At 72.7% G+C, this 18,022-nt stretch carries 19 protein-coding genes; 13 read left to right on the top strand and 6 right to left on the bottom strand.

Features of this window, described 5'->3' with window-relative positions; all coding sequences use genetic code 11:
* Nucleotides 1-199 precede the first annotated feature (199 nt).
* Both BX283_RS11140 and BX283_RS11135 read left to right on the top strand, forming a co-directional pair.
* Complete coding sequence (locus tag BX283_RS11140) at nucleotides 200-1,540, top strand: transcriptional regulator (RefSeq protein WP_101387465.1); 1,341 nt, start codon at nucleotides 200-202, stop codon at nucleotides 1,538-1,540.
* A gap of 51 nt (nucleotides 1,541-1,591) precedes the next feature.
* The gene (locus BX283_RS11135; protein ID WP_101387464.1) at nucleotides 1,592-2,128 is read left to right on the top strand and encodes an NUDIX domain-containing protein; all 537 of its coding nucleotides are present in this window, start codon (nucleotides 1,592-1,594) and stop codon (nucleotides 2,126-2,128) included.
* A 15-nt stretch (nucleotides 2,129-2,143) separates the two neighbouring features.
* On the opposite strand, the gene BX283_RS11130 is transcribed toward BX283_RS11135, so the two are convergent.
* Together BX283_RS11130 and BX283_RS11125 are read right to left on the bottom strand one after the other, a co-directional pair.
* Entirely contained in the window at nucleotides 2,144-2,401 is a 258-nt protein-coding gene (locus BX283_RS11130; RefSeq protein ID WP_257582534.1) for a hypothetical protein, read from the bottom strand.
* Between the two features lie 200 nt (nucleotides 2,402-2,601).
* On the bottom strand, nucleotides 2,602-3,474 hold the full coding sequence (locus BX283_RS11125) for a 3-hydroxybutyryl-CoA dehydrogenase (RefSeq protein WP_101387462.1): 873 nt from the start codon (nucleotides 3,472-3,474) through the stop codon (nucleotides 2,602-2,604).
* A 167-nt stretch (nucleotides 3,475-3,641) separates the two neighbouring features.
* Between BX283_RS11125 and BX283_RS11120 the strand changes: the two genes are divergently transcribed.
* Nucleotides 3,642-4,925, top strand: coding sequence for a glycoside hydrolase family 10 protein (locus BX283_RS11120; protein WP_257582533.1), 1,284 nt, complete (start codon nucleotides 3,642-3,644; stop codon nucleotides 4,923-4,925).
* Between the two features lie 9 nt (nucleotides 4,926-4,934).
* Here BX283_RS11120 and BX283_RS11115 read toward each other — a convergent pair whose 3' ends face one another.
* Both BX283_RS11115 and BX283_RS11110 read right to left on the bottom strand, forming a co-directional pair.
* On the bottom strand, nucleotides 4,935-5,126 hold the full coding sequence (locus BX283_RS11115; protein ID WP_101387460.1) for a DUF1918 domain-containing protein: 192 nt from the start codon (nucleotides 5,124-5,126) through the stop codon (nucleotides 4,935-4,937).
* A gap of 73 nt (nucleotides 5,127-5,199) precedes the next feature.
* Nucleotides 5,200-6,153, bottom strand: coding sequence for a DMT family transporter (locus tag BX283_RS11110; RefSeq protein WP_101387459.1), 954 nt, complete (start codon nucleotides 6,151-6,153; stop codon nucleotides 5,200-5,202).
* Between BX283_RS11110 and BX283_RS11105 the strand changes: the two genes are divergently transcribed.
* Nucleotides 6,152-7,600: a PLP-dependent aminotransferase family protein gene (locus tag BX283_RS11105; protein WP_101387458.1), complete on the top strand. Its 1,449-nt coding sequence runs from the start codon at nucleotides 6,152-6,154 to the stop codon at nucleotides 7,598-7,600. The two genes, BX283_RS11110 and BX283_RS11105, sit on opposite strands and share 2 nt — an antisense overlap.
* 61 nt (nucleotides 7,601-7,661) lie before the next feature.
* On the top strand, nucleotides 7,662-8,240 hold the full coding sequence (locus BX283_RS11100; protein WP_101392275.1) for a histidine phosphatase family protein: 579 nt from the start codon (nucleotides 7,662-7,664) through the stop codon (nucleotides 8,238-8,240).
* Between the two features lie 28 nt (nucleotides 8,241-8,268).
* Here BX283_RS11100 and BX283_RS11095 read toward each other — a convergent pair whose 3' ends face one another.
* On the bottom strand, nucleotides 8,269-8,826 hold the full coding sequence (locus tag BX283_RS11095; RefSeq protein ID WP_101387457.1) for a sugar O-acetyltransferase: 558 nt from the start codon (nucleotides 8,824-8,826) through the stop codon (nucleotides 8,269-8,271).
* A 184-nt stretch (nucleotides 8,827-9,010) separates the two neighbouring features.
* Here BX283_RS11095 and BX283_RS11090 point away from each other — a divergent pair, with 184 nt between their 5' ends.
* From BX283_RS11090 to BX283_RS11060, 7 genes are all read left to right on the top strand, one after another.
* Nucleotides 9,011-10,291, top strand: coding sequence for a sensor histidine kinase (locus BX283_RS11090; RefSeq protein ID WP_373979158.1), 1,281 nt, complete (start codon nucleotides 9,011-9,013; stop codon nucleotides 10,289-10,291).
* Nucleotides 10,288-10,965, top strand: coding sequence for a response regulator transcription factor (locus BX283_RS11085; RefSeq protein ID WP_101387455.1), 678 nt, complete (start codon nucleotides 10,288-10,290; stop codon nucleotides 10,963-10,965). The genes BX283_RS11090 and BX283_RS11085 overlap by 4 nt, the downstream gene beginning before the upstream one ends.
* 82 nt (nucleotides 10,966-11,047) lie before the next feature.
* Entirely contained in the window at nucleotides 11,048-12,079 is a 1,032-nt protein-coding gene (gene argC, locus BX283_RS11080; protein WP_101387454.1) for an N-acetyl-gamma-glutamyl-phosphate reductase, read from the top strand.
* Nucleotides 12,076-13,233 (top strand): bifunctional glutamate N-acetyltransferase/amino-acid acetyltransferase ArgJ, encoded by a 1,158-nt coding sequence (argJ, locus tag BX283_RS11075; protein WP_101387453.1) that lies wholly within the window; start codon nucleotides 12,076-12,078, stop codon nucleotides 13,231-13,233. The genes argC and argJ overlap by 4 nt, the downstream gene beginning before the upstream one ends.
* Nucleotides 13,230-14,129 carry an acetylglutamate kinase gene (gene argB, locus BX283_RS11070; protein WP_101387452.1) on the top strand — a complete coding sequence of 300 codons (900 nt, stop codon included), beginning with the start codon at nucleotides 13,230-13,232 and terminating at the stop codon, nucleotides 14,127-14,129. Before argJ ends, argB begins: the two co-directional genes overlap by 4 nt.
* Entirely contained in the window at nucleotides 14,126-15,316 is a 1,191-nt protein-coding gene (locus BX283_RS11065) for an acetylornithine transaminase (protein WP_101387451.1), read from the top strand. The genes argB and BX283_RS11065 overlap by 4 nt, the downstream gene beginning before the upstream one ends.
* Nucleotides 15,317-15,326: 10 nt before the next feature.
* The gene (locus tag BX283_RS11060; RefSeq protein ID WP_101387450.1) at nucleotides 15,327-15,866 is read left to right on the top strand and encodes an arginine repressor; all 540 of its coding nucleotides are present in this window, start codon (nucleotides 15,327-15,329) and stop codon (nucleotides 15,864-15,866) included.
* 12 nt (nucleotides 15,867-15,878) lie between these two features.
* Here BX283_RS11060 and BX283_RS11055 read toward each other — a convergent pair whose 3' ends face one another.
* Entirely contained in the window at nucleotides 15,879-16,589 is a 711-nt protein-coding gene (locus BX283_RS11055; RefSeq protein WP_101392274.1) for a L,D-transpeptidase family protein, read from the bottom strand.
* Nucleotides 16,590-16,772: 183 nt separating this feature from the next.
* Here BX283_RS11055 and BX283_RS11050 point away from each other — a divergent pair, with 183 nt between their 5' ends.
* On the top strand, nucleotides 16,773-17,966 hold the full coding sequence (locus BX283_RS11050; RefSeq protein ID WP_101387449.1) for an argininosuccinate synthase: 1,194 nt from the start codon (nucleotides 16,773-16,775) through the stop codon (nucleotides 17,964-17,966).
* Nucleotides 17,967-18,022 lie beyond the last annotated feature (56 nt).

The raw sequence follows: 18,022 nt of genomic DNA, 5'->3' as shown, positions 1-18,022 counted from the left end.
CGGCGGCGCCGGGAGCGGGCCGCCGCACTGTACGAGGGGGAGCCGGCGGCCCGGCACGCCTCTGTGGAGAGGCAGTTCAGTCAATCGGCCGCCGCCCCGCCGCGGCAGAGTGCGCGGCGCATAAATGCGAGTACTCCCTTCACACCCCGTGTGAACGCGCCTCGTTTACGCTGGGTCCACCGAGCCAACGGAGGGCCTGATGCAGCCCAATACCCTGCTCGACGCGCTGGTCGACGAGGCCGGCATCTCGAACGCCGGGCTCGCGGCCCATGTGAACCAGGCCGGCCGTGCCAGAGGTCTGGCGCTGAAGTACGAACACACCGCGGTGGCCAGGTGGTTGAAGGGCCAGCGGCCGCGCGGCCAGGTGCCCGACCTGATCTGCGAGGTGCTCGCGGCCCGGCTGCACCGGCCGGTCACCCTCGACGACATCGGGCTCGGCGTGCCGGGCGAGCCGGCCGCGCAAGTGGGCTCGCCGCTGGCCGGGTTCGTGGAGCGCGCCACCGCCCTGTGGCGCTCCGACGAGCAGCAGCGCCCGCACATACTGGGTGCGCCCGCGGTCACCGGCACCCCGGCCGTGATGCCGGTGTGGGAGTGGGAGAACCCGCCGGAGGACACCGATGTGTCGCGGCACGGCCAGACCGCGGTGAGCGAGGGCGACATCGAGATGCTGCGGGCGGCCCGCGCGCACTACGAGCTGATGTACCGCAAGGCCGGGGGCATCGCCACCCGCTCGCGGATCGTGGGCTTCCTCAACTCCGAGACCGCGCCGCTGCTGCGCGGCTGCTACACCGACGCGACCGGCCGCCAGCTGCACCGGGCGACCGGCGGCCTGGTCGCGATCGCCGGGATCTGCGCGTACGACTCCAACGCCCAGGGCCTGGCGCAGCGCTACTTCCACCAGGCGCTGCGCCTCGCGAAGGCGAGCGGGGACCGGGGGCTCGGCGCGTATGTGATCGCCCTGCTCGTCAACCAGTCGCTGTTCATGCGCGACTACCGCCAGGCCGTCGCCTTCGCGGAGGCGGCGCTGCGGGCGGCGGGCCACCAGCTCACCCCGGCGCTGGCCGCGGATCTGCACGCGATGCAGGCCAAGGCGTACGCGCACCTCGGCGACGGGAGCAGCGCGCTCGGCGCGATCCGGGGCGCCGAGCGGGCGGCCGAGCGGATCCGGCCGAAGAACGAACCCGCCGAGACCGGCTACGTCCAGCCGGGCCTGGTCAACGTCCAGGTGGCGGAGGCCCTGCTGCGGCTGGGCGATCTGCCGGCCGCGCGCGAGCAGGCGGGACTGGCGGCGCACGCCCCCTCGCACGACCGGGGCAGGGTGCACCGCCTGGCGATGCTCGCGCAGATCGAGCTCCGGCAGGGCGAGGTGGACCGGGCCGTCGCGACGGCGGTCGAGATGGCCGAGCGGGCCCGGGGGATGGAGTCGCAGCGGTTGCGCGACCGGTTGCGCGTCGTACGCGAGCACCTGGTCGAGAGCGGTTGCGCCGGCGCCGACGAAGCCGCCGAGCTGATCGACGGGGCATTGCGCGTTCCCCTGTGAGCGTGCGCCTGCTGCGATATTGCCATCTACTTGTCGGAAGGTGGCAAAAACGTGCAGTGGACGAACCTGAGTGAACAAACTGTGTATGAGAACCGCTGGTTCCGGGTCAACCTCGCCGACGTCGCCCTCCCGGACGGGCGGCACCTGGACCACTTCGTGATCCGGCTCCGCCCGGTCGCCGTGGCGACCGCCGTCAACGAGGCCAACGAGGTGCTGCTGCTGTGGCGGCACCGGTTCATCACCGACAGCTGGGGCTGGGAGCTGGCCGCCGGCGTCGTCGAGGACGGCGAGGACATCGCGGCCGCGGCCGCCCGCGAGATGGAGGAGGAGACCGGGTGGCGGCCGGGCCCGCTGCGCCATCTCCTCACCGTCGAGCCCGCCAACGGGCTCATCGACGCGCGGCACCACCTCTACTGGTCGGAGTCGGCCGAGTACATCGGCCACCCCGAGGACGACTTCGAGTCGTCGCGGCGCGAGTGGATACCGCTCAAGCTGGTACCCGACATGATCGCCCGCGGCGAGGTCCCGGCCGCCAATATGGCGGCCGGACTCCTGCTCCTGCACCATATGCGGCTCGGCGACGGCTGATCGGCCGTCACCCGCTCACCGCCCCAGCGCCTGCCACACCGCCACGGTCAGCGCGCCGAGGGCGGTGAGCACCGTGAGCGCGGGCAGTGGCCACCTCGTGTGTTCCAGGGACGCCACCCGCACGCCCAGCTCGGTCAGTTCACGTTCGCTCTGGTCGTCGCGGTGGGCGAGCAGCGTCAGCTGCCCGTCGATGCGGGCCAGGCCCACTTCCAGGGAACGGCGTAACTCGAACAGTTCGTCGACGGCCATCGGTAGGCCGGGGTCGCTCGGCACGGCGAGGCTCCTTCGTCGTTGTGGCGGATCGCCATTGACTTTTCGGCAAGGAGTCAACTCGCCCTGCTCCAGGGGCGGGAGAGTGTGCGAAGAGCATATGCGAGCTCGCGCCGCACACCCGGTGTGAACGCGGTGGGGCCCGGTCCTCACGCAGAGGAGCCGGGCCCGGCGACAGACGCCTCTGACGTGCGCGGATGTACTCAGGCGTACGTGTAGAACCCGGAGCCGGTCTTGCGGCCCAGGCGTCCCGCGTCCACCATGCGCTGGAGCAGCGGCGGCGCCGCGTACAGCGGCTCCTTGTACTCCTGGTACATCGAGTCCGCCACCGAGGCGACGGTGTCCAGGCCGATGAGGTCGGACAGCTTGAGCGGGCCCATCGGGTGGGCGCAGCCGAGCTCCATGCCGTTGTCGATGTCCTCGCGGCTGGCGATGCCCGACTCGAACATCCGGATCGCGGAGAGCAGATACGGGATGAGCAGGGCGTTGACCACGAAGCCCGAGCGGTCCTGGGCGCGGATCGCGTGCTTGCCGAGGACCTTCTCCACCATGGCCTGGGCCCGGCTGAGGGTGCCCTCGGAGGTGGTGAGGGCCGGGATCAGCTCGACGAGCTTCTGCACCGGGGCCGGGTTGAAGAAGTGGATGCCGATGACCTGGTCGGGCCGCGAGGTCGCGACCGCCAGCTTCACCAGCGGGATGGAGGAGGTGTTGGAGGCCAGGATCGCGTCCGGGCGGGTCACCACCTGGTCGAGCACCTGGAAGATCTCGGTCTTGACCTGCTCGTTCTCGACCACGGCCTCGATGACGAGATCGCGGTCGGCGAACTCGCCGAGGTCGGTGGTGAAGCTCAGCCGGGCGAGCGTCGCGTCGCGCTCCTCCTCGGTGATCTTGCCACGCTCGGCGGCCTTCGAAAGGGAGTTGTGCAGCCGGGTACGGCCGATCTCCAGGGCTTCGCCGGTGGTCTCGGCGACCTTCACGTCCAGGCCGCTGCGGGCGCAGACCTCCGCGATGCCGGCCCCCATCTGGCCGCAGCCCACCACTCCGACGCGTGCAATATCTCCCGTAGGGTCCGTCACATCGCTGCCTTTCGCTTCTGACAGAAAAAGTCCCGGCGGGTCCCCCGTGTGATTCCGGCGCCCGTCCCGACCCCACGACGTTACTCCGCGCCTGCGTGTGGATCACGGGGTGGGGCGGGCATGCTGTGCGCAACACCGGACATTCGTAGCGACGAGGGGGTCATGAAGTGGGACGGATCACTCGGCGGGGACTGCTGGCGGCAACCCTCGCGGCCGGAACGGCGGGCGCGATGAACGGGCTGGTCACAGTGGGTGCGGCCAGTGCCGCGGAGGGTGCGCCCGGGGTCCTGGCGGCCCCCGGCCCGGCCCGCCCCTGGCACCCGCCGCGGCCGCTGGAGTTCCGCGGTATGTGGCTGGCCACGGTGTCCAACCTCGACTGGCCCTCACAACCGGGTCTGCCCCCGGAGCGGCAGGAGGCCGAGCTCCTCGCCCACCTCGACCGGGCCGAGGCGCGAAGACTCAACGTGGTGGCGCTCCAGGTGCGCCCCACCGCCGACGCCCTGTGGCCCTCGCCGTACGAGCCGTGGACGCAGTACCTCAGCGGCACCCAGGGCCGCGACCCCGGCTGGGACCCGCTCGGCACGGCCGTCCGCGAGGCCCACCGGCGCCGTCTGGAGCTGCACGCCTGGTTCAACCCGTACCGGGTGGCCAACCACACCGACCCGTCCCGGCTCGTCCCCACCCACCCCGCGCGGGTGCACCCCGACTGGGTCGTGGCGTACGGCGGAAAGCTCTACTACAACCCGGGGCTGCCCGAGGTCCGCCGGTTCGTGCAAGACGCGATGCTGGACGCGGTCGCGCGCTACGACGTGGACGCGGTGCACTGGGACGACTACTTCTATCCGTACCCGGTGGCCGGACAGAGGTTCGACGACGACGACGCCTACGCCCGGTACGGGGCGGGCTTCCCGGACCGGGCGGCCTGGCGGCGCGACAACATCGACCGGCTGGTACGGGAGACGGCCGCCCGGATCAAGCAGATCCGCCGGCGCGTGAAGTTCGGGATCAGCCCCTTCGCGGTCTGGCGCAACGCGGCGACCGACCCGCTGGGCTCGCCCACCACGGCCGGTGTGCAGACCTACGACGACCTGCACGCCGACACCCGCAAGTGGGTGCGCGAGCACTGGATCGACTACATCTGCCCGCAGGTGTACTGGAACATCGGCTTCCAGGCCGCCGACTACGCTAAGCTCGTGCCCTGGTGGGACGCGGTGGCCCGGGGCAGCGGCACCCAGCTGATCATCGGGGAGGCGCTGTACAAGGCGGGGAACCCGGCGCAGCCGCCCGCCTGGCAGGACCCGGCGGAGCTGTCCCGGCACCTCACGTTCGCGCGGAAGTACGCCTCCGTGCGGGGCCACTGCTTCTTCTCGGCGAAGGACGTGGCGCTGGACCCGATCGGCGCCATGGCACGCGTGGTCGCGGACCACTACCGGGGACGGGTGCGGCCGTGACCGCGCCGCCTACTCCTCGGCCGGGTGCCGCACGACGGTGTCGGGCCCCGGGGACATCAGGGTCTCGTGCCCGTCCTCGAAACGCACCCGGTAGGGCGGGGACCCGTCGGGGCCCAGTACCTCGATGACTTCCGCGCTCCGGTCGTGCTGTCCGACGGTTCTGCCATGGACCAGCAGCCGGTCGCCCACGCTCGCTCGCATGTGCCCATTCTAGGGCGGCAGGCCCGAGTTGAGCCCGTGCGGATGGGCCACGAGTGGCACCGGCCGGGCGGTTTCAGGCCGCCGCGCGCTGGGTCACGGCGATGCACACCAGCACCCCCGCCGCGGCCAGCGGAGCGGCGGGGGAGAGGTGCTCGCCGAGCAGCAGGACCGCCCAGACCAGCGTGAGCAGCGGCTGCGCCAGCTGGAGCTGACTGGCCCGGGGCACGCCGATGGCGGCCATGCCCCGGTACCAGACGTACAGCCCGAAGAACTGCGACCCGGCGGCCACCCACAGCACCCCGAGGACGCCGTGGGCGTTGAGATGGACCGGTTCGGCGGCGAGGGCCACCGCCGAACCGAGGACGGCCACCGGCAGTGTGAGGATCAGCGCCCAGCCGATCACCTGCCAGCCCGGCATCTCCCGGGCCAGCCGCCCGCCCTCGGTGTACCCGGCGGCGCAGATCAGCAGCGCCCCGAAGAGGTAGAGGTCGCCGGTGGAGAGGGCGCCGCCGCTCTGCTGGACGGTGAAGGCGACCACCACCCCGGCCCCGGCCAGCGCCGCGGCCCAGAAGGCGCGGGAGGGGCGGCGGCCGGTCCGCAGCGCCGAGAGCGCGGCCGTGGTCAGCGGCAGCAGGCCCACCACGACCGCCGCGTGCGAGGTCGTCGACGTCTGGAGGGCGAGCGTGGTGAGGAGGGGGAAGCCGACCACGGTCCCGGCCGCGACCACCGCGAGCCCGGCCCAGTGCCGCCGCTCGGGCAGCGCCACCCGGCCCGCCAGCAGGAACGCGCCCGCGATCAGTCCGGCGAGCAGGCTGCGGACGGCGACGAGCGACCACGGGCCGAAGCTCTCCAGGCCCCAGGCGGTCGCCGGGAAGGTCAGCGAGAAGGCGACGACGCCGAGCCCGGCGAGCAGCGCGCCCTGGCGCGAGGCCGCGGCGGGCGCGGCCGGTTCCGCGGCCACGGGAGTGGTCCGGGGCTCGTCGACCGCTATCGATGTCCGGGCAGTAGCGCTATCCTGTGCTGTCATGCAAGAGCGTAGCAGTGTGGCCGAGCTGGCGAACATCCTGAAAGAGGACCTCGACCGCTACTCCGTAGGTGGAAAGCTGCCGTCGAGCAGGGCGCTGGTCGAGAAGTACCGGGTCTCGCCGGTGACCGTCTCGCGGGCCCTGGCCCGGCTCGCCTCCGAGGGCCTCGTCGTGACCCGCCCCGGCGCCGGGGTCTTCCGCGCCGAGCCCCGCACCCCCGCCTCCCGCCCCGGCGACACCTCCTGGCAGGAGGTCTCGCTCAGCGCCGACGGTGCCACCGACGCGGTGCCGCGCGCGGTCGACGCGTCCGGGGTCCTGGCCACCCTCGCCGCGCCCCCGCCCGGGGTGATCGAGTTCAACGGCGGCTACCTCGCCCCCGCCCTCCAGCCGGAGCGGGCGATGGCCGCCGCCCTCGCCCGCGCGGGCCGCCGCCCCGGTGCCTGGGGGCGCCCGCCCACCGACGGGCTGCCCGAGCTGCGCGACTGGTTCGCCCGCGAGATCGGCGGCACGGTCACCGCCGCCGAGGTGCTGATCTGCGCCGGTGGCCAGTCCGCGCTCACCACGGCGCTGCGGGCGCTCGCGGCGCCGGGCGCGCCGGTCCTGGTGGAGTCGCCCACCTACCCCGGCATGCTCGCGGTGGCCCGCGCCTCGGGGCTGCGGCCGGTGCCGGTCCCGGTCGACACCGACGGGGTGCGCCCCGATCTGCTCGCGGCCGCCTTCCGGGCCACCGGGGCCCGTGTCCTGGTCAGCCAGCCGCTCTTCCAGAACCCGACGGGCGCGGTGCTCTCCCCGGCCCGGCGGGCCGAAGTGCTCGGGGTGGCACGGGAGTTCGGCGCGTTCGTCATCGAGGACGACTTCGCGCGGCTGCTCGTCCACGCGGACGCGGGCCCGCTGCCCGCGCCGCTCGCCGCCGACGACCCGGACGGCGTGGTCGTCCACGTCCGCTCGCTCACCAAGGTCGCCTCGCCCAGTCTGCGCGTCGGCGCGCTCGCCGCCCGCGGCCCGGTCCTGGAGCGGCTGCGCGCGATCCAGGTCGTCGACAGCTTCTTCGTGCCGCGCCCGCTCCAGGAGACCGCCCTTGAGCTGGTCGGCTCCCCGGCCTGGCCCCGCCATCTGCGGGCCGTGTCCCAGGAGCTGGGCGACCGCAGACAGGCCATGGCGACCGCCCTGGCCCGCCACCTCCCCGACCTGGAGATGCCGCACCTGCCCTTCGGCGGCTACCACCTCTGGCTGCGGCTGCCGGACGGCACGCCCGAGGACGCGGTCGCCGCCGCGGCCCTGCGCTCCGGCGTCGCCGTCGCCCCCGGCCGCCCCTACTTCAGCGCCGAGCCCCCCGCCGCGCATCTGCGGCTGTGCTTCGCGGGCGTGGCGGGCCGGGCCGAGATCGAGGAGGGCGTACGACGGTTGCGTACGGCATACGACGAGGTGGGAGCCCGGGGAGCGGCCTGACGAGGCCGCTCGCGGCCGCGGACTCTTGACCAGCCGGGCGTTCGGCCGCACGATCTCGGCCATGACTGTCCGGCTGACGCTGGTCGCGGCGGCGCGCTGCTCGGCGCTGCCGGCGGAACGCTTCGACGACGACCGCCCGCTCGACGGGGCGGGCTGGCACGAGGTCGCGCTCGCCGCGCACGCCCTGGTGCCGCTGGGCGCGGCCGAGCTGCGCTACTGCTCGCCGACCGCGCGCAGCCGCGCCACCGGAGAGGCCCTCGGGTACGCGCCGATGGCCCAGCCCGCGCTGCGCGACTGCGACATGGGCCGCTGGCGCGGCTACACCCTGGCCGAGGTCGCGGCCCGCGAGCCCGAGGCCGTCGACGCCTGGCTCGCGGACCCGCGTGCGGCCCCGCACGGCGGTGAGCCGCTGCTCGGCTTCATCGCCCGGATAGGGGGCTGGCTGGACACCCGCCCCGCCGAGGACGGCGCGATGGTCGCGGTGGCCGAACCCGCGGTCGTACGGGCGGCGCTGGTGTACGCCCTGAAGGCGCCGCCGTCGACGTACTGGAACGTCGACGTCCGGCCCCTGTCGACGGTGACGCTCACCGGCGGCGCCCACGGCTGGCAGCTGAGCCTGATGAGCCTGGCCGCGGGCTAGGGATCCGGGGGAGCAGCCCCGAACCCGCTCAGCCGAGCTCGCGGATCACCCGCGCCGGGTTGCCCACGGCCAGTACCCCCGCGGGCAGGTCCCTGGTGACCACCGATCCGGCGCCGACCACCGTGTTGGCGCCGATGCTCACCCCGGGGCAGACGATCACCCCGCCGCCGAGCCACACGTTGTCCCCGATCGTCACCGGCTCGGCCTTCTCCCACCCCTGGCGCCGCCGCTCGGCATCCAACTCGTGCGTGGGAGTGAGGAGTTGGACGTTCGGCCCGATCTGGACGTCCCTGCCGACGGTGATCCGGCCGGTGTCCAGGAACACCGCCCCGAAGTTCACGAACGTACCGGCGCCGATGCTGATGTTGTAGCCGAAGTCGCAGTGGAACGGCGGCCGCACCCGTACGCTCTCGTCGACCTCGCCCAGCAACTCGGCCAGCAGTTTGTGCCGTTCGGCGGAAGGGGCGCCGCCCGCCACGTTGTAGGCGGCGCACCGCGCGATCCGGCGCTCGGTGTCGGCGCCCAGCTCGGGGTCGTCGGGCAGGTACCACTCACCGGCCAGCATGAGCCGCTTGTTCTCACCCACGGGAGCTCCTCCTCGTCCTCGTGACGAAGGATCTCACCGCCGGGCCCCGGCAGTTCGGCGCCCCGGCCCGTACCCGTAGTACTTGGGAGCTACGCGGACGATGCCCTCCCCGGTCGGACGCGGGCGACGGGCCGTGATCCCTATCGTGCCTGGTGTGGGCGGTGTCGGCGAGGGGGGCTTGCGGGTGGACGGGAAACGGCTGGTGGAAGCCGTACGGGCGGGGGCGCGCGGGATGTGCGAGGAGCTGTTGACGGCGCGGCGCGACCCGCTGCCGCGCCAGGGGATGCTGGGCTGGCTGCCGCACGTCCATGTGGTGCTGTTCGCGCTGGTCCTCGGGATCGCCAACTGGGTGGAGTACAAGTACGCGGAGGGACCGGCCAAGGTCTTCTTCGCGGTGTGCGCGGTGGCGCAGGCCGGTGCCGTCGTCGTCGCGCTCTCCCGTCCGGTGGCCGCCTGGTGGCTCTCCACGGCCGCGATGTCCGTGTCGGCGGAGTCGGTGGCCGCCACCGTCCCCGGGGGCCGGGTGTGGCCGTGGAGCGTCTCCGGGATCGCGCTGCACACCGCGGTGCTGCTCCTGCTGTCGCTGCGGGTGCGGCCCCGGGTCGCGGCCACCGCCCTGGTGATCACCGTCGGGTCGGGGCTGCTCGGCCTGGCCCTCTCGGACCGCGGCCACAACCAGGACGTCACCCGGGCCGCCATCGCCTTCGGGACCGCCGTGGTGGTCGGGGCGTCGCTGCGCGCCAGCCGGGTGGCCCGCTCCCGGCTGGTCGAGCAGGAGGTGCTCACCGCCGACGAACGGGCCCGGCGCACCCTCCTGGAGGAGCGCGGCCGCATCGCCCGCGAGCTGCACGACGTGGTCGCCCACCACATGTCGGTGATCTCCATCCAGGCCCAGGTCGCCCCGCACCTGGTGGCCGACCCGCCCCCGGAGCTCACCGAGAACCTGGCGGGCATCCGCGAGAACGCCGTCCAGGCGCTCACCGAACTGCGCCGGGTCCTGGGCGTGCTGCGCTCGGCGGACCCGGAGGGCGCCCGGCACGCCCCGCAGCCCACCCTCGACCGGCTCGGCGAACTGGTCGCCAATGTGCGGGCCGCCGGTCTGGAGGTGGCCACCGAGACCGCGGGCACCCCGCGCCCGCTCGCCCCGGGCGTCGGGCTCTCGGCGTACCGCATCGTCCAGGAGGCGCTGAGCAACGCGATGCGGCACGCGCCCGGGGCGCGGGTGCGGGTGGCGATCGGCTACCACCCGGCCACGCTCACCGTCCGCGTCACCAACTCCCGGCCCACCAGGTCCGCCCCGCCCTCGCCGGGCACCGGCCACGGCCTGCTCGGGATGCGGGAGCGGGCTGCGATGCTGGGAGGCGAACTGGCCACCGGCGCGACCCCGGAGGGCGGTTACGAGATCACGGCGCTCCTGCCCACGGACCGCACCGCCGCCACGAACACCGCCGAGGACACCCCATGACGACCACCGCCATCCGCGTCCTGATCGCCGACGACCAGATGATGGTGCGGCAGGGCCTGACGGTGCTGCTCAACGCCGAACCGGGCATCGAGGTGGTCGGCCAGGCGGTCGACGGCCTCGACGCCGTGGCCAAGGTCGCCGAACTCGCCCCCGACGTCGTCCTGATGGACGTCCGGATGCCCGGGGTCGGCGGCATCGAGGCCACCCGCCGCGTCACCGGCCCGGCCGACGCCACGGTCAAGGTCCTCATCCTGACCACCTTCGACCTGGACGAGTACGTGTACGAGGCCCTGCGCGCGGGCGCCTCCGGCTTCCTCCTGAAGGACGCCTCCGCCGCCGAACTGGCGCATGCGGTACGGGTGGTGGCGGCGGGCGACGCCCTGCTCGCGCCGGGCGTCACCAAGCGCCTGATAGCCGAGTTCTCCCGCACGGCGGGCGCTCCCCGCGCGCCGCTCAGGGACCGCGTGGCCACCCTGACCGAACGCGAGACGGAGGTCCTGTCCCTGATCGCCCAGGGCCTGTCCAACGCGGAGATCGCCACCGCACTGGTCGTGGCCGAGCAGACGGTGAAGACCCACGTCAGCCGCATCCTGGTGAAGCTCGCCCTCCGCGACCGCACCCAGGCGGCGGTGTTCGCGTACGAGAGCGGGCTGGTGCGGCCGGCGGGGTACTGAACCGGGCGCGGTATCAGGCATGAGGACCTTTGCATAAAACTGCATAGCTGCGTATAGTCATGCCATCGACGAGGAGGCTTCGATGGCGGTACGAGCGGCAGTGGCCGGGGCGAGCGGATATGCGGGCGGGGAGCTGCTGCGGCTGCTCATCGCGCACCCCGGCGTCGAGATCGGCGCCCTGACCGGGAACACCAACGCCGGGCAGCGGCTCGGCGCGCTCCAGCCGCACCTGCTGCCGCTGGCCGGGCGGGTGCTGGAGCCGACCACCGTCGAGGTGCTCGCCCGCGACCACGACGTCGTGTTCCTGGCGCTGCCGCACGGGCAGTCCGCCGCCGTCGCCGAGCAGCTCGGCGACGAGGTGCTGGTCGTGGACATGGGCGCCGACTTCCGGCTGAAGGACGCCGGCGACTGGGAGAGGTTCTACGGCTCGCCGCACGCCGGGACCTGGCCCTACGGGCTGCCCGAACTGCCGGGCGGCCGCGCCGCGCTGGAGGGGTCCAGGCGCATCGCGGTCCCCGGTTGCTACCCCACCGCCGTCTCGCTCGCGCTCTTCCCCGCGTACGAGAGCGGCATCGCCGAACCCGAAGCCGTCATCGTGGCGGCCTCCGGCACCTCCGGTGCGGGCAAGGCGCCCAAGGCGCACCTGCTGGGCAGCGAGGTCATGGGGTCCATGTCGCCGTACGGCGTCGGCGGGGGCCACCGGCACACCCCCGAGATGATCCAGAACCTCAGCGCGGCCGCCGGGGAGCCCGTCACCGTCTCCTTCACGCCGACCCTCGCCCCGATGGCGCGCGGCATCCTCGCCACCTGCTCCGCCAAGGCGAAGCCGGGGGTGGGCGCCGAGACCGTACGGGCGGCGTACCAGAAGGCGTTCGCCGACGAGCCGTTCGTCCATCTGCTCCCCGAGGGGCAGTGGCCCGCGACCGCGTCCGTGTACGGCTCCAACGCCGTGCAGATCCAGGTCGCCTACGACGAGAGCGCCCACCGGATCGTGGTGGTCGCCGCGATCGACAACCTGACCAAGGGCACTGCGGGCGCCGCGGTGCAGAGCATGAACATCGCCCTGGGGCTGGACGAGACCACGGGCCTTACCACGATCGGAGTTGCGCCGTGAGCGTGACGGCAGCCAAGGGGTTCACGGCGGCGGGCATCGCCGCCGGGATCAAGGAGAACGGCAACCCGGACCTGGCCCTCGTGGTCAACACCGGGCCCCGCCGAGCCGCCGCCGGCGTGTTCACCTCCAACCGCGTCAAGGCCGCGCCGGTGCTCTGGTCCGAGCAGGTCCTCAAGGGCGGGGCGGTCACCGCCGTCGTCCTCAACTCCGGTGGCGCCAACGCCTGTACGGGCCCCAAGGGCTTCCAGGACACCCATGCCACCGCCGAGAAGGTGGCCGAGGTGCTGGAGGGCCACAGCGCGGGCGAGGTCGCCGTCGCGTCCACGGGACTGATCGGCGTGACCCTGCCGATGGACAAGCTGCTGCCCGGCATCGAGACGGCCGCCGCCGAGCTCTCCGCGCACGGCGGCGAGAAGGCCGCCATCGCCATCAAGACCACCGACACCGTCCACAAGACGTCCGTCGTCACCAAGGACGGCTGGAGTGTCGGCGGGATGGCCAAGGGCGCGGGCATGCTCGCCCCCGGCCTCGCCACCATGCTCGTCGTCCTCACCACCGACGCCGACCTGGACGCGGCCACCCTCGACAAGGCCCTGCGCGCCGCCACCCGGACCACCTTCGACCGGGTCGACTCCGACGGCTGCATGTCCACCAACGACACCGTGCTGCTGCTCGCCTCCGGCGCCGCCGAAGTCTCCCCGGAGTACGCGGAGTTCGCGGAGGCCGTCCGGGCCGTCTGCGACGACCTCGGGCAGCAGCTGATCCGCGACGCCGAGGGCGCCAGCAAGGACATCCGCATCGAGGTGGTGAACGCGGCGAGCGAGGACGACGCCGTCGAGGTCGGCCGCTCCATCGCCCGCAACAACCTCCTCAAGTGCGCCATCCACGGCGAGGACCCCAACTGGGGCCGGGTGCTCTCCGCCATCGGCACCACCAGGGCGGCCTTCGACCCGGACCGGCTCAACGTCGCCATCAACGGCGTATGGGTCTGCAAGAACGGTTCGGTCGGCGAGGACCGCGACCTCGTCGACATGCGCTACCGGGAGGTCCGGATCACCGCCGACCTCGCCGCCGGATCCGCCGAGCCCGTCGTCATCTGGGCCAACGACCTCACCGCCGACTACGTCCACGAGAACAGCGCGTACAGCTCATGAGTACCCGTAAGCACACCGCGCTCCCGAAGGCGCAGATCCTCATCGAGGCGCTGCCGTGGCTGACCCGCCACCACGGCAAGACCGTCGTCATCAAGTTCGGCGGCAACGCCATGGTCGACGAGGCCCTCAAGGCCGCCTTCGCCCAGGACGTCGTCTTCCTGCGGCACGCCGGCCTCAAGCCCGTCGTGGTGCACGGCGGCGGCCCCCAGATCAGCGCCCAGCTCGACCGGCACGGCCTGGTCAGCGAGTTCAAGGCGGGCCTGCGCGTCACCACGCCGGAGGCCATGGACGTCGTACGGATGGTGCTCGCCGGGCAGGTCCAGCGCGAGCTCGTCGGGCTGCTCAACCAGCACGGCCCGCTCGCCGTCGGCATGACCGGCGAGGACGCCCACACCATCACCGCCACCCAGCACCGGCCCGAGATCGACGGTGAGCTCGTCGACATCGGCCGGGTCGGTGAGATCACCGCGATCGACACCGGCGCCATCGAGGCGCTGCTCGCCGACGGCCGGATCCCGGTCATCTCCTCGATCGCCCGCTCCCAGGACGACGGACATGTCTACAACGTCAATGCTGATACGGCGGCTGCGGCTCTTGCGGCTGCGCTGGGCGCCGAGACCCTGATGGTCCTCACTGACGTCGAGGGCCTGTACGAGGACTGGCCGCACAGCGACGAGGTCATCAGCAGGCTCACCGCGAGCCAGCTGGAGAAGCTGCTGCCCGACCTCTCCAGCGGCATGGTCCCCAAGATGGAGGGCTGTCTGTTCGCCGTGCGCAACGGCGTCACCACCGCGCGCGTGATCGACGGCCGCGTCCAGCACTCGATCCTGCTGGAGATCTTCACCGACGAAGGCATCGGCACGATGGTCGTGCCGGACGGACAGGGGGAATCATGAGCGGCCTCGCCCAGCGGTGGCAGCGGGTCATGGCGGACAACTACGGCACCCCGCGGCTCGCGCTGGTGCGCGGCGCGGGCGCCAAGGTGTGGGACGCGGACGGCACCGAGTACACCGACTTCGTCGGCGGCATCGCGGTCAACGCCCTCGGCCACGGCCACCCGGCCGTCGTCGAGGCGGTGTCCCGCCAGATCGCCTCGCTCGGCCACGTCTCCAACCTGTACATTGCCGAGCCCCCGGTGGCGCTCGCCGAGCGGCTGATCGAGCTCTTCGGGCGGCCCGGCCGGGTCTTCTTCTGCAACTCGGGCGCCGAGGCCAACGAGGGCGCCTTCAAGATCGGTCGGCTGACCGGGCGCGGGCACATGGTCGCGACCGAGGGCGGCTTCCACGGCCGGACGATGGGCGCGCTCTCCCTCACCGGCCAGCCCAAGAAGCAGGAGCCCTTCCGGCCGCTGCCGGGCGACGTCACCCATGTGCCGTACGGGGACGTCGAGGCGCTGCGGGCCGCGGTCACCGAGGAGACCGCGCTGCTCGTCATCGAGCCCATCCAGGGCGAGAACGGCGTGGTCGTCCCGCCCAAGGGCTATCTGCGGGCGGCCCGCGAGATCACCGCGGCCACCGGCACGCTGCTCGTCCTGGACGAGGTGCAGACCGGCATCGGCCGGACCGGCAGCTGGTTCGAGCACCAGCGGCACGAGGGCGTCGAGCCGGACCTCGTCACGCTCGCCAAGGGCCTCGGCGGCGGACTGCCCATCGGCGCCACCGTCGCCTTCGGCCGGGCCGCCGACCTCCTCAAGCCCGGTCAGCACGGCACGACCTTCGGCGGGAACCCGGTGGCGTGCGCGGCCGGACTCGCCGTTCTGGACACCCTCGCCGCCGACGGCGCCCTGGACCGGGTGAAGCGGCTCGGCGAGCGGCTGCGGGGCGGAATCGAGGCGCTGGCGCACCCGCTGGTCTCCCATGTCCGTGGCGCGGGCCTGCTGCTGGGTATCGTGCTCACCGAGGCCGTCGCCGCCCAGGTGCAGCGCGCGGCCCAGGATGCCGGCTTCCTGGTCAACGCGCCCGCCCCCGATGTCGTACGGCTCATGCCGCCGCTGATCATCGGTGACGCGGAGGTGGACGCGTTCCTCCAGTCGCTGCCCGGCGTCCTCGACGCAGTGACCAACGGGGACGGACGATCAGAATGAGACGACGACGATGACCGACGAGGCGCAGGACCCAGAGCTCGGCGGCCCCGCCGTACCGCAGACCCGCACCGCCCGCCACCGCCGGATCGTGGACATCCTCAACCGGCAGCCGGTGCGGTCCCAGAGCCAGCTCGCCAAGCTGCTCGCGGACGACGGGCTGAGCGTCACCCAGGCGACGCTCTCCCGCGACCTCGACGAGCTGGGCGCGGTGAAGATCCGCAACACCGGCGGCGAGCTGATCTACGCGGTGCCCAGTGAAGGCGGTTTCCGCACGCCCAAGGCCCCCCTCGGCGAGTCGGCCAAGGAGGAGCGGATGCGCAGGCTCTCCGCGGAGCTGCTGATCTCCGCGGAGGCCTCCGCCAACCTGGTGGTGCTCCGTACGCCGCCGGGCGCCGCCCAGTTCCTCGCCTCGGCCATCGACCAGGCCGAACTGCACGACATCCTCGGCACGATCGCGGGTGACGACACCCTGATGCTGATCAGCCGCGACCCGGCGGGCGGCCAGGCGCTGGCCGACCATCTGCTGCGCCTGGCGCAGAACGACCGCTGAGGGGGAGGCGGTTCAGTAGCGGGTGATCGCGGTCGGCCCGGACGCCGTGCCGATCGCGATGTGGGGGTGCTTGGCCGGGTCCGCCCAGGCCAGGATGCGGGCCATCGCGTCCGCCGGGACGGACACGCAACCGGCCGTCGCCCCCTTCCCGTTGACGTGCAGGAAGATCCCCGCACCCCGCCCGCGCACCGGCTGGTCGTAGTTGAACCCGACCACCAGGGCGCGGGCGTACTGCGTCGGGAAGGCGGTGATCTTCTCGGACTCGCTCGCGCGGCAGTCGGCGGGCAGCCCCTCCACCCAGCGGTTGTACGCCTGAGAGGCGGTGTCCTCGCACCACCAGGACTTGTCGGTGGCGCGGCGGTAGGAGAACCGGGTGCCGGCGGGGGCGGCCGTGGTGCCGAAGGCGTACGGCAGGTCGTAGAGGCCGGTCGGGGTGGTGCTGGTGCTCTGTTTGCGGGCGGTGCCCTCGACCAGCCCGTTGGACCCGAACCTGGCGGCGGCCCGGCCCGCCGCCACCCACAGCGGGCCGCGCTTGTTCCACCAGGTCACGGTGCCCGTGGTGGAGCCGGTGGAGGGGGCCTCGGCGGTGATCAGCTGGGTGCCGCCGCCGGTGTCGGCCATCCGGTTGGGCAGGTTCGGCGAGTGGAACGGGCAGGAGTCCGCGGCGGCGGCCGGGGTCGCGAGCGCGAGCAGGGCCGCGCCCAGCGCGAGAGCGGTACGCATCATGCCCGAGACCGTACGCGGCCCGGCCGCTGACGTCCTCTCAGGGGACCCAACCGTTACCCCGGCCGGGCTCCCGGCCGCCTCCCGACGCCCCTCGCCCCCCTCATGGGACCTCTCGTTGACAAAACATACGGAGCACTGCATAGTTATACCCATCACCGAATGCACCGTAAGGAGAAACCCGTGACCGAGCGCGTCGTACTCGCCTACTCGGGCGGTCTGGACACCTCCGTCGCCATCGGCTGGATCGCCGAGGAGACGGGCGCCGAGGTCATCGCCGTTGCCGTGGACGTCGGCCAGGGCGGCGAGGACCTGGACGTCATCCGCAAGCGCGCGCTCGCCTGCGGTGCCGTCGAGGCCGAGGTCGCGGACGCGAAGGACGAGTTCGCCGACGAGTACTGCCTCCCGGCGATCAAGGCCAACGCCCTGTACATGGACCGTTACCCGCTGGTCTCCGCCCTCTCCCGGCCGACCATCGTCAAGCACCTGGTGGCCGCCGCCAAGAAGCACGGCGCCACCACGGTCGCCCACGGCTGCACCGGCAAGGGCAACGACCAGGTGCGGTTCGAGGCCGGTATCGCCGCCCTCGGCCCCGACCTGAAGTGCATCGCCCCGGTCCGGGACTACGCGATGACCCGGGACAAGGCGATCGCCTTCTGCGAGGCCAAGAACCTCCCCATCGCCACCACCAAGAAGTCGCCGTACTCGATCGACCAGAACGTCTTCGGGCGGGCCGTCGAGACCGGCTTCCTGGAGGACATCTGGAACGCGCCGATCGAGGACATCTACGAGTACACCTCGAACCCGGCCGAGCAGCGCGAGGCCGACGAGGTCGTCATCTCCTTCAAGGAGGGCGTCCCGGTCGCCATCGACGGCAAGCCCGTCACCGTGCTCCAGGCGATCCAGCAGCTCAACGAGCGCGCGGGCGGCCAGGGCATCGGCCGGATCGACATGGTCGAGGACCGGCTCGTGGGCATCAAGTCCCGCGAGGTGTACGAGGCGCCCGGCGCGATCGCGCTGATCACCGCCCACCAGGAGCTGGAGAACGTCACCGTCGAGCGCGAGCTCGCCCGCTACAAGCGGCAGGTCGAGCAGCGCTGGGGCGAGATGGTCTACGACGGCCTGTGGTTCTCCCCGCTCAAGCGCGCCCTGGACGGCTTCATCAACGAGGCCAACCAGCACGTCACCGGCGACATCCGGATGACCCTGCACGGCGGCCGCGCCGTGGTCACCGGCCGCAGGTCCGAGGAGTCGCTGTACGACTTCAACCTTGCCACCTACGACTCGGGCGACACCTTCGACCAGTCCAAGGCGCAGGGCTTCATCGAGATCTTCGGCCTCTCCTCGAAGATCGCCGCCAAGCGCGACCTCTCATAACGACGATTCGTTGTACGTGCCGCCTCCCCGTACCTCCGCGGCGGGGAGGCGGACGC

Origin of the sequence: Streptomyces sp. TLI_146 (genome assembly GCF_002846415.1) — a bacterium.
In the GTDB taxonomy this organism is placed as follows: Bacteria; Actinomycetota; Actinomycetes; order Streptomycetales; family Streptomycetaceae; genus Streptomyces.
The sequence above is the reverse complement of the archived record's forward strand: the minus strand, read 5'-3'. Positions and strand labels throughout refer to the sequence as shown.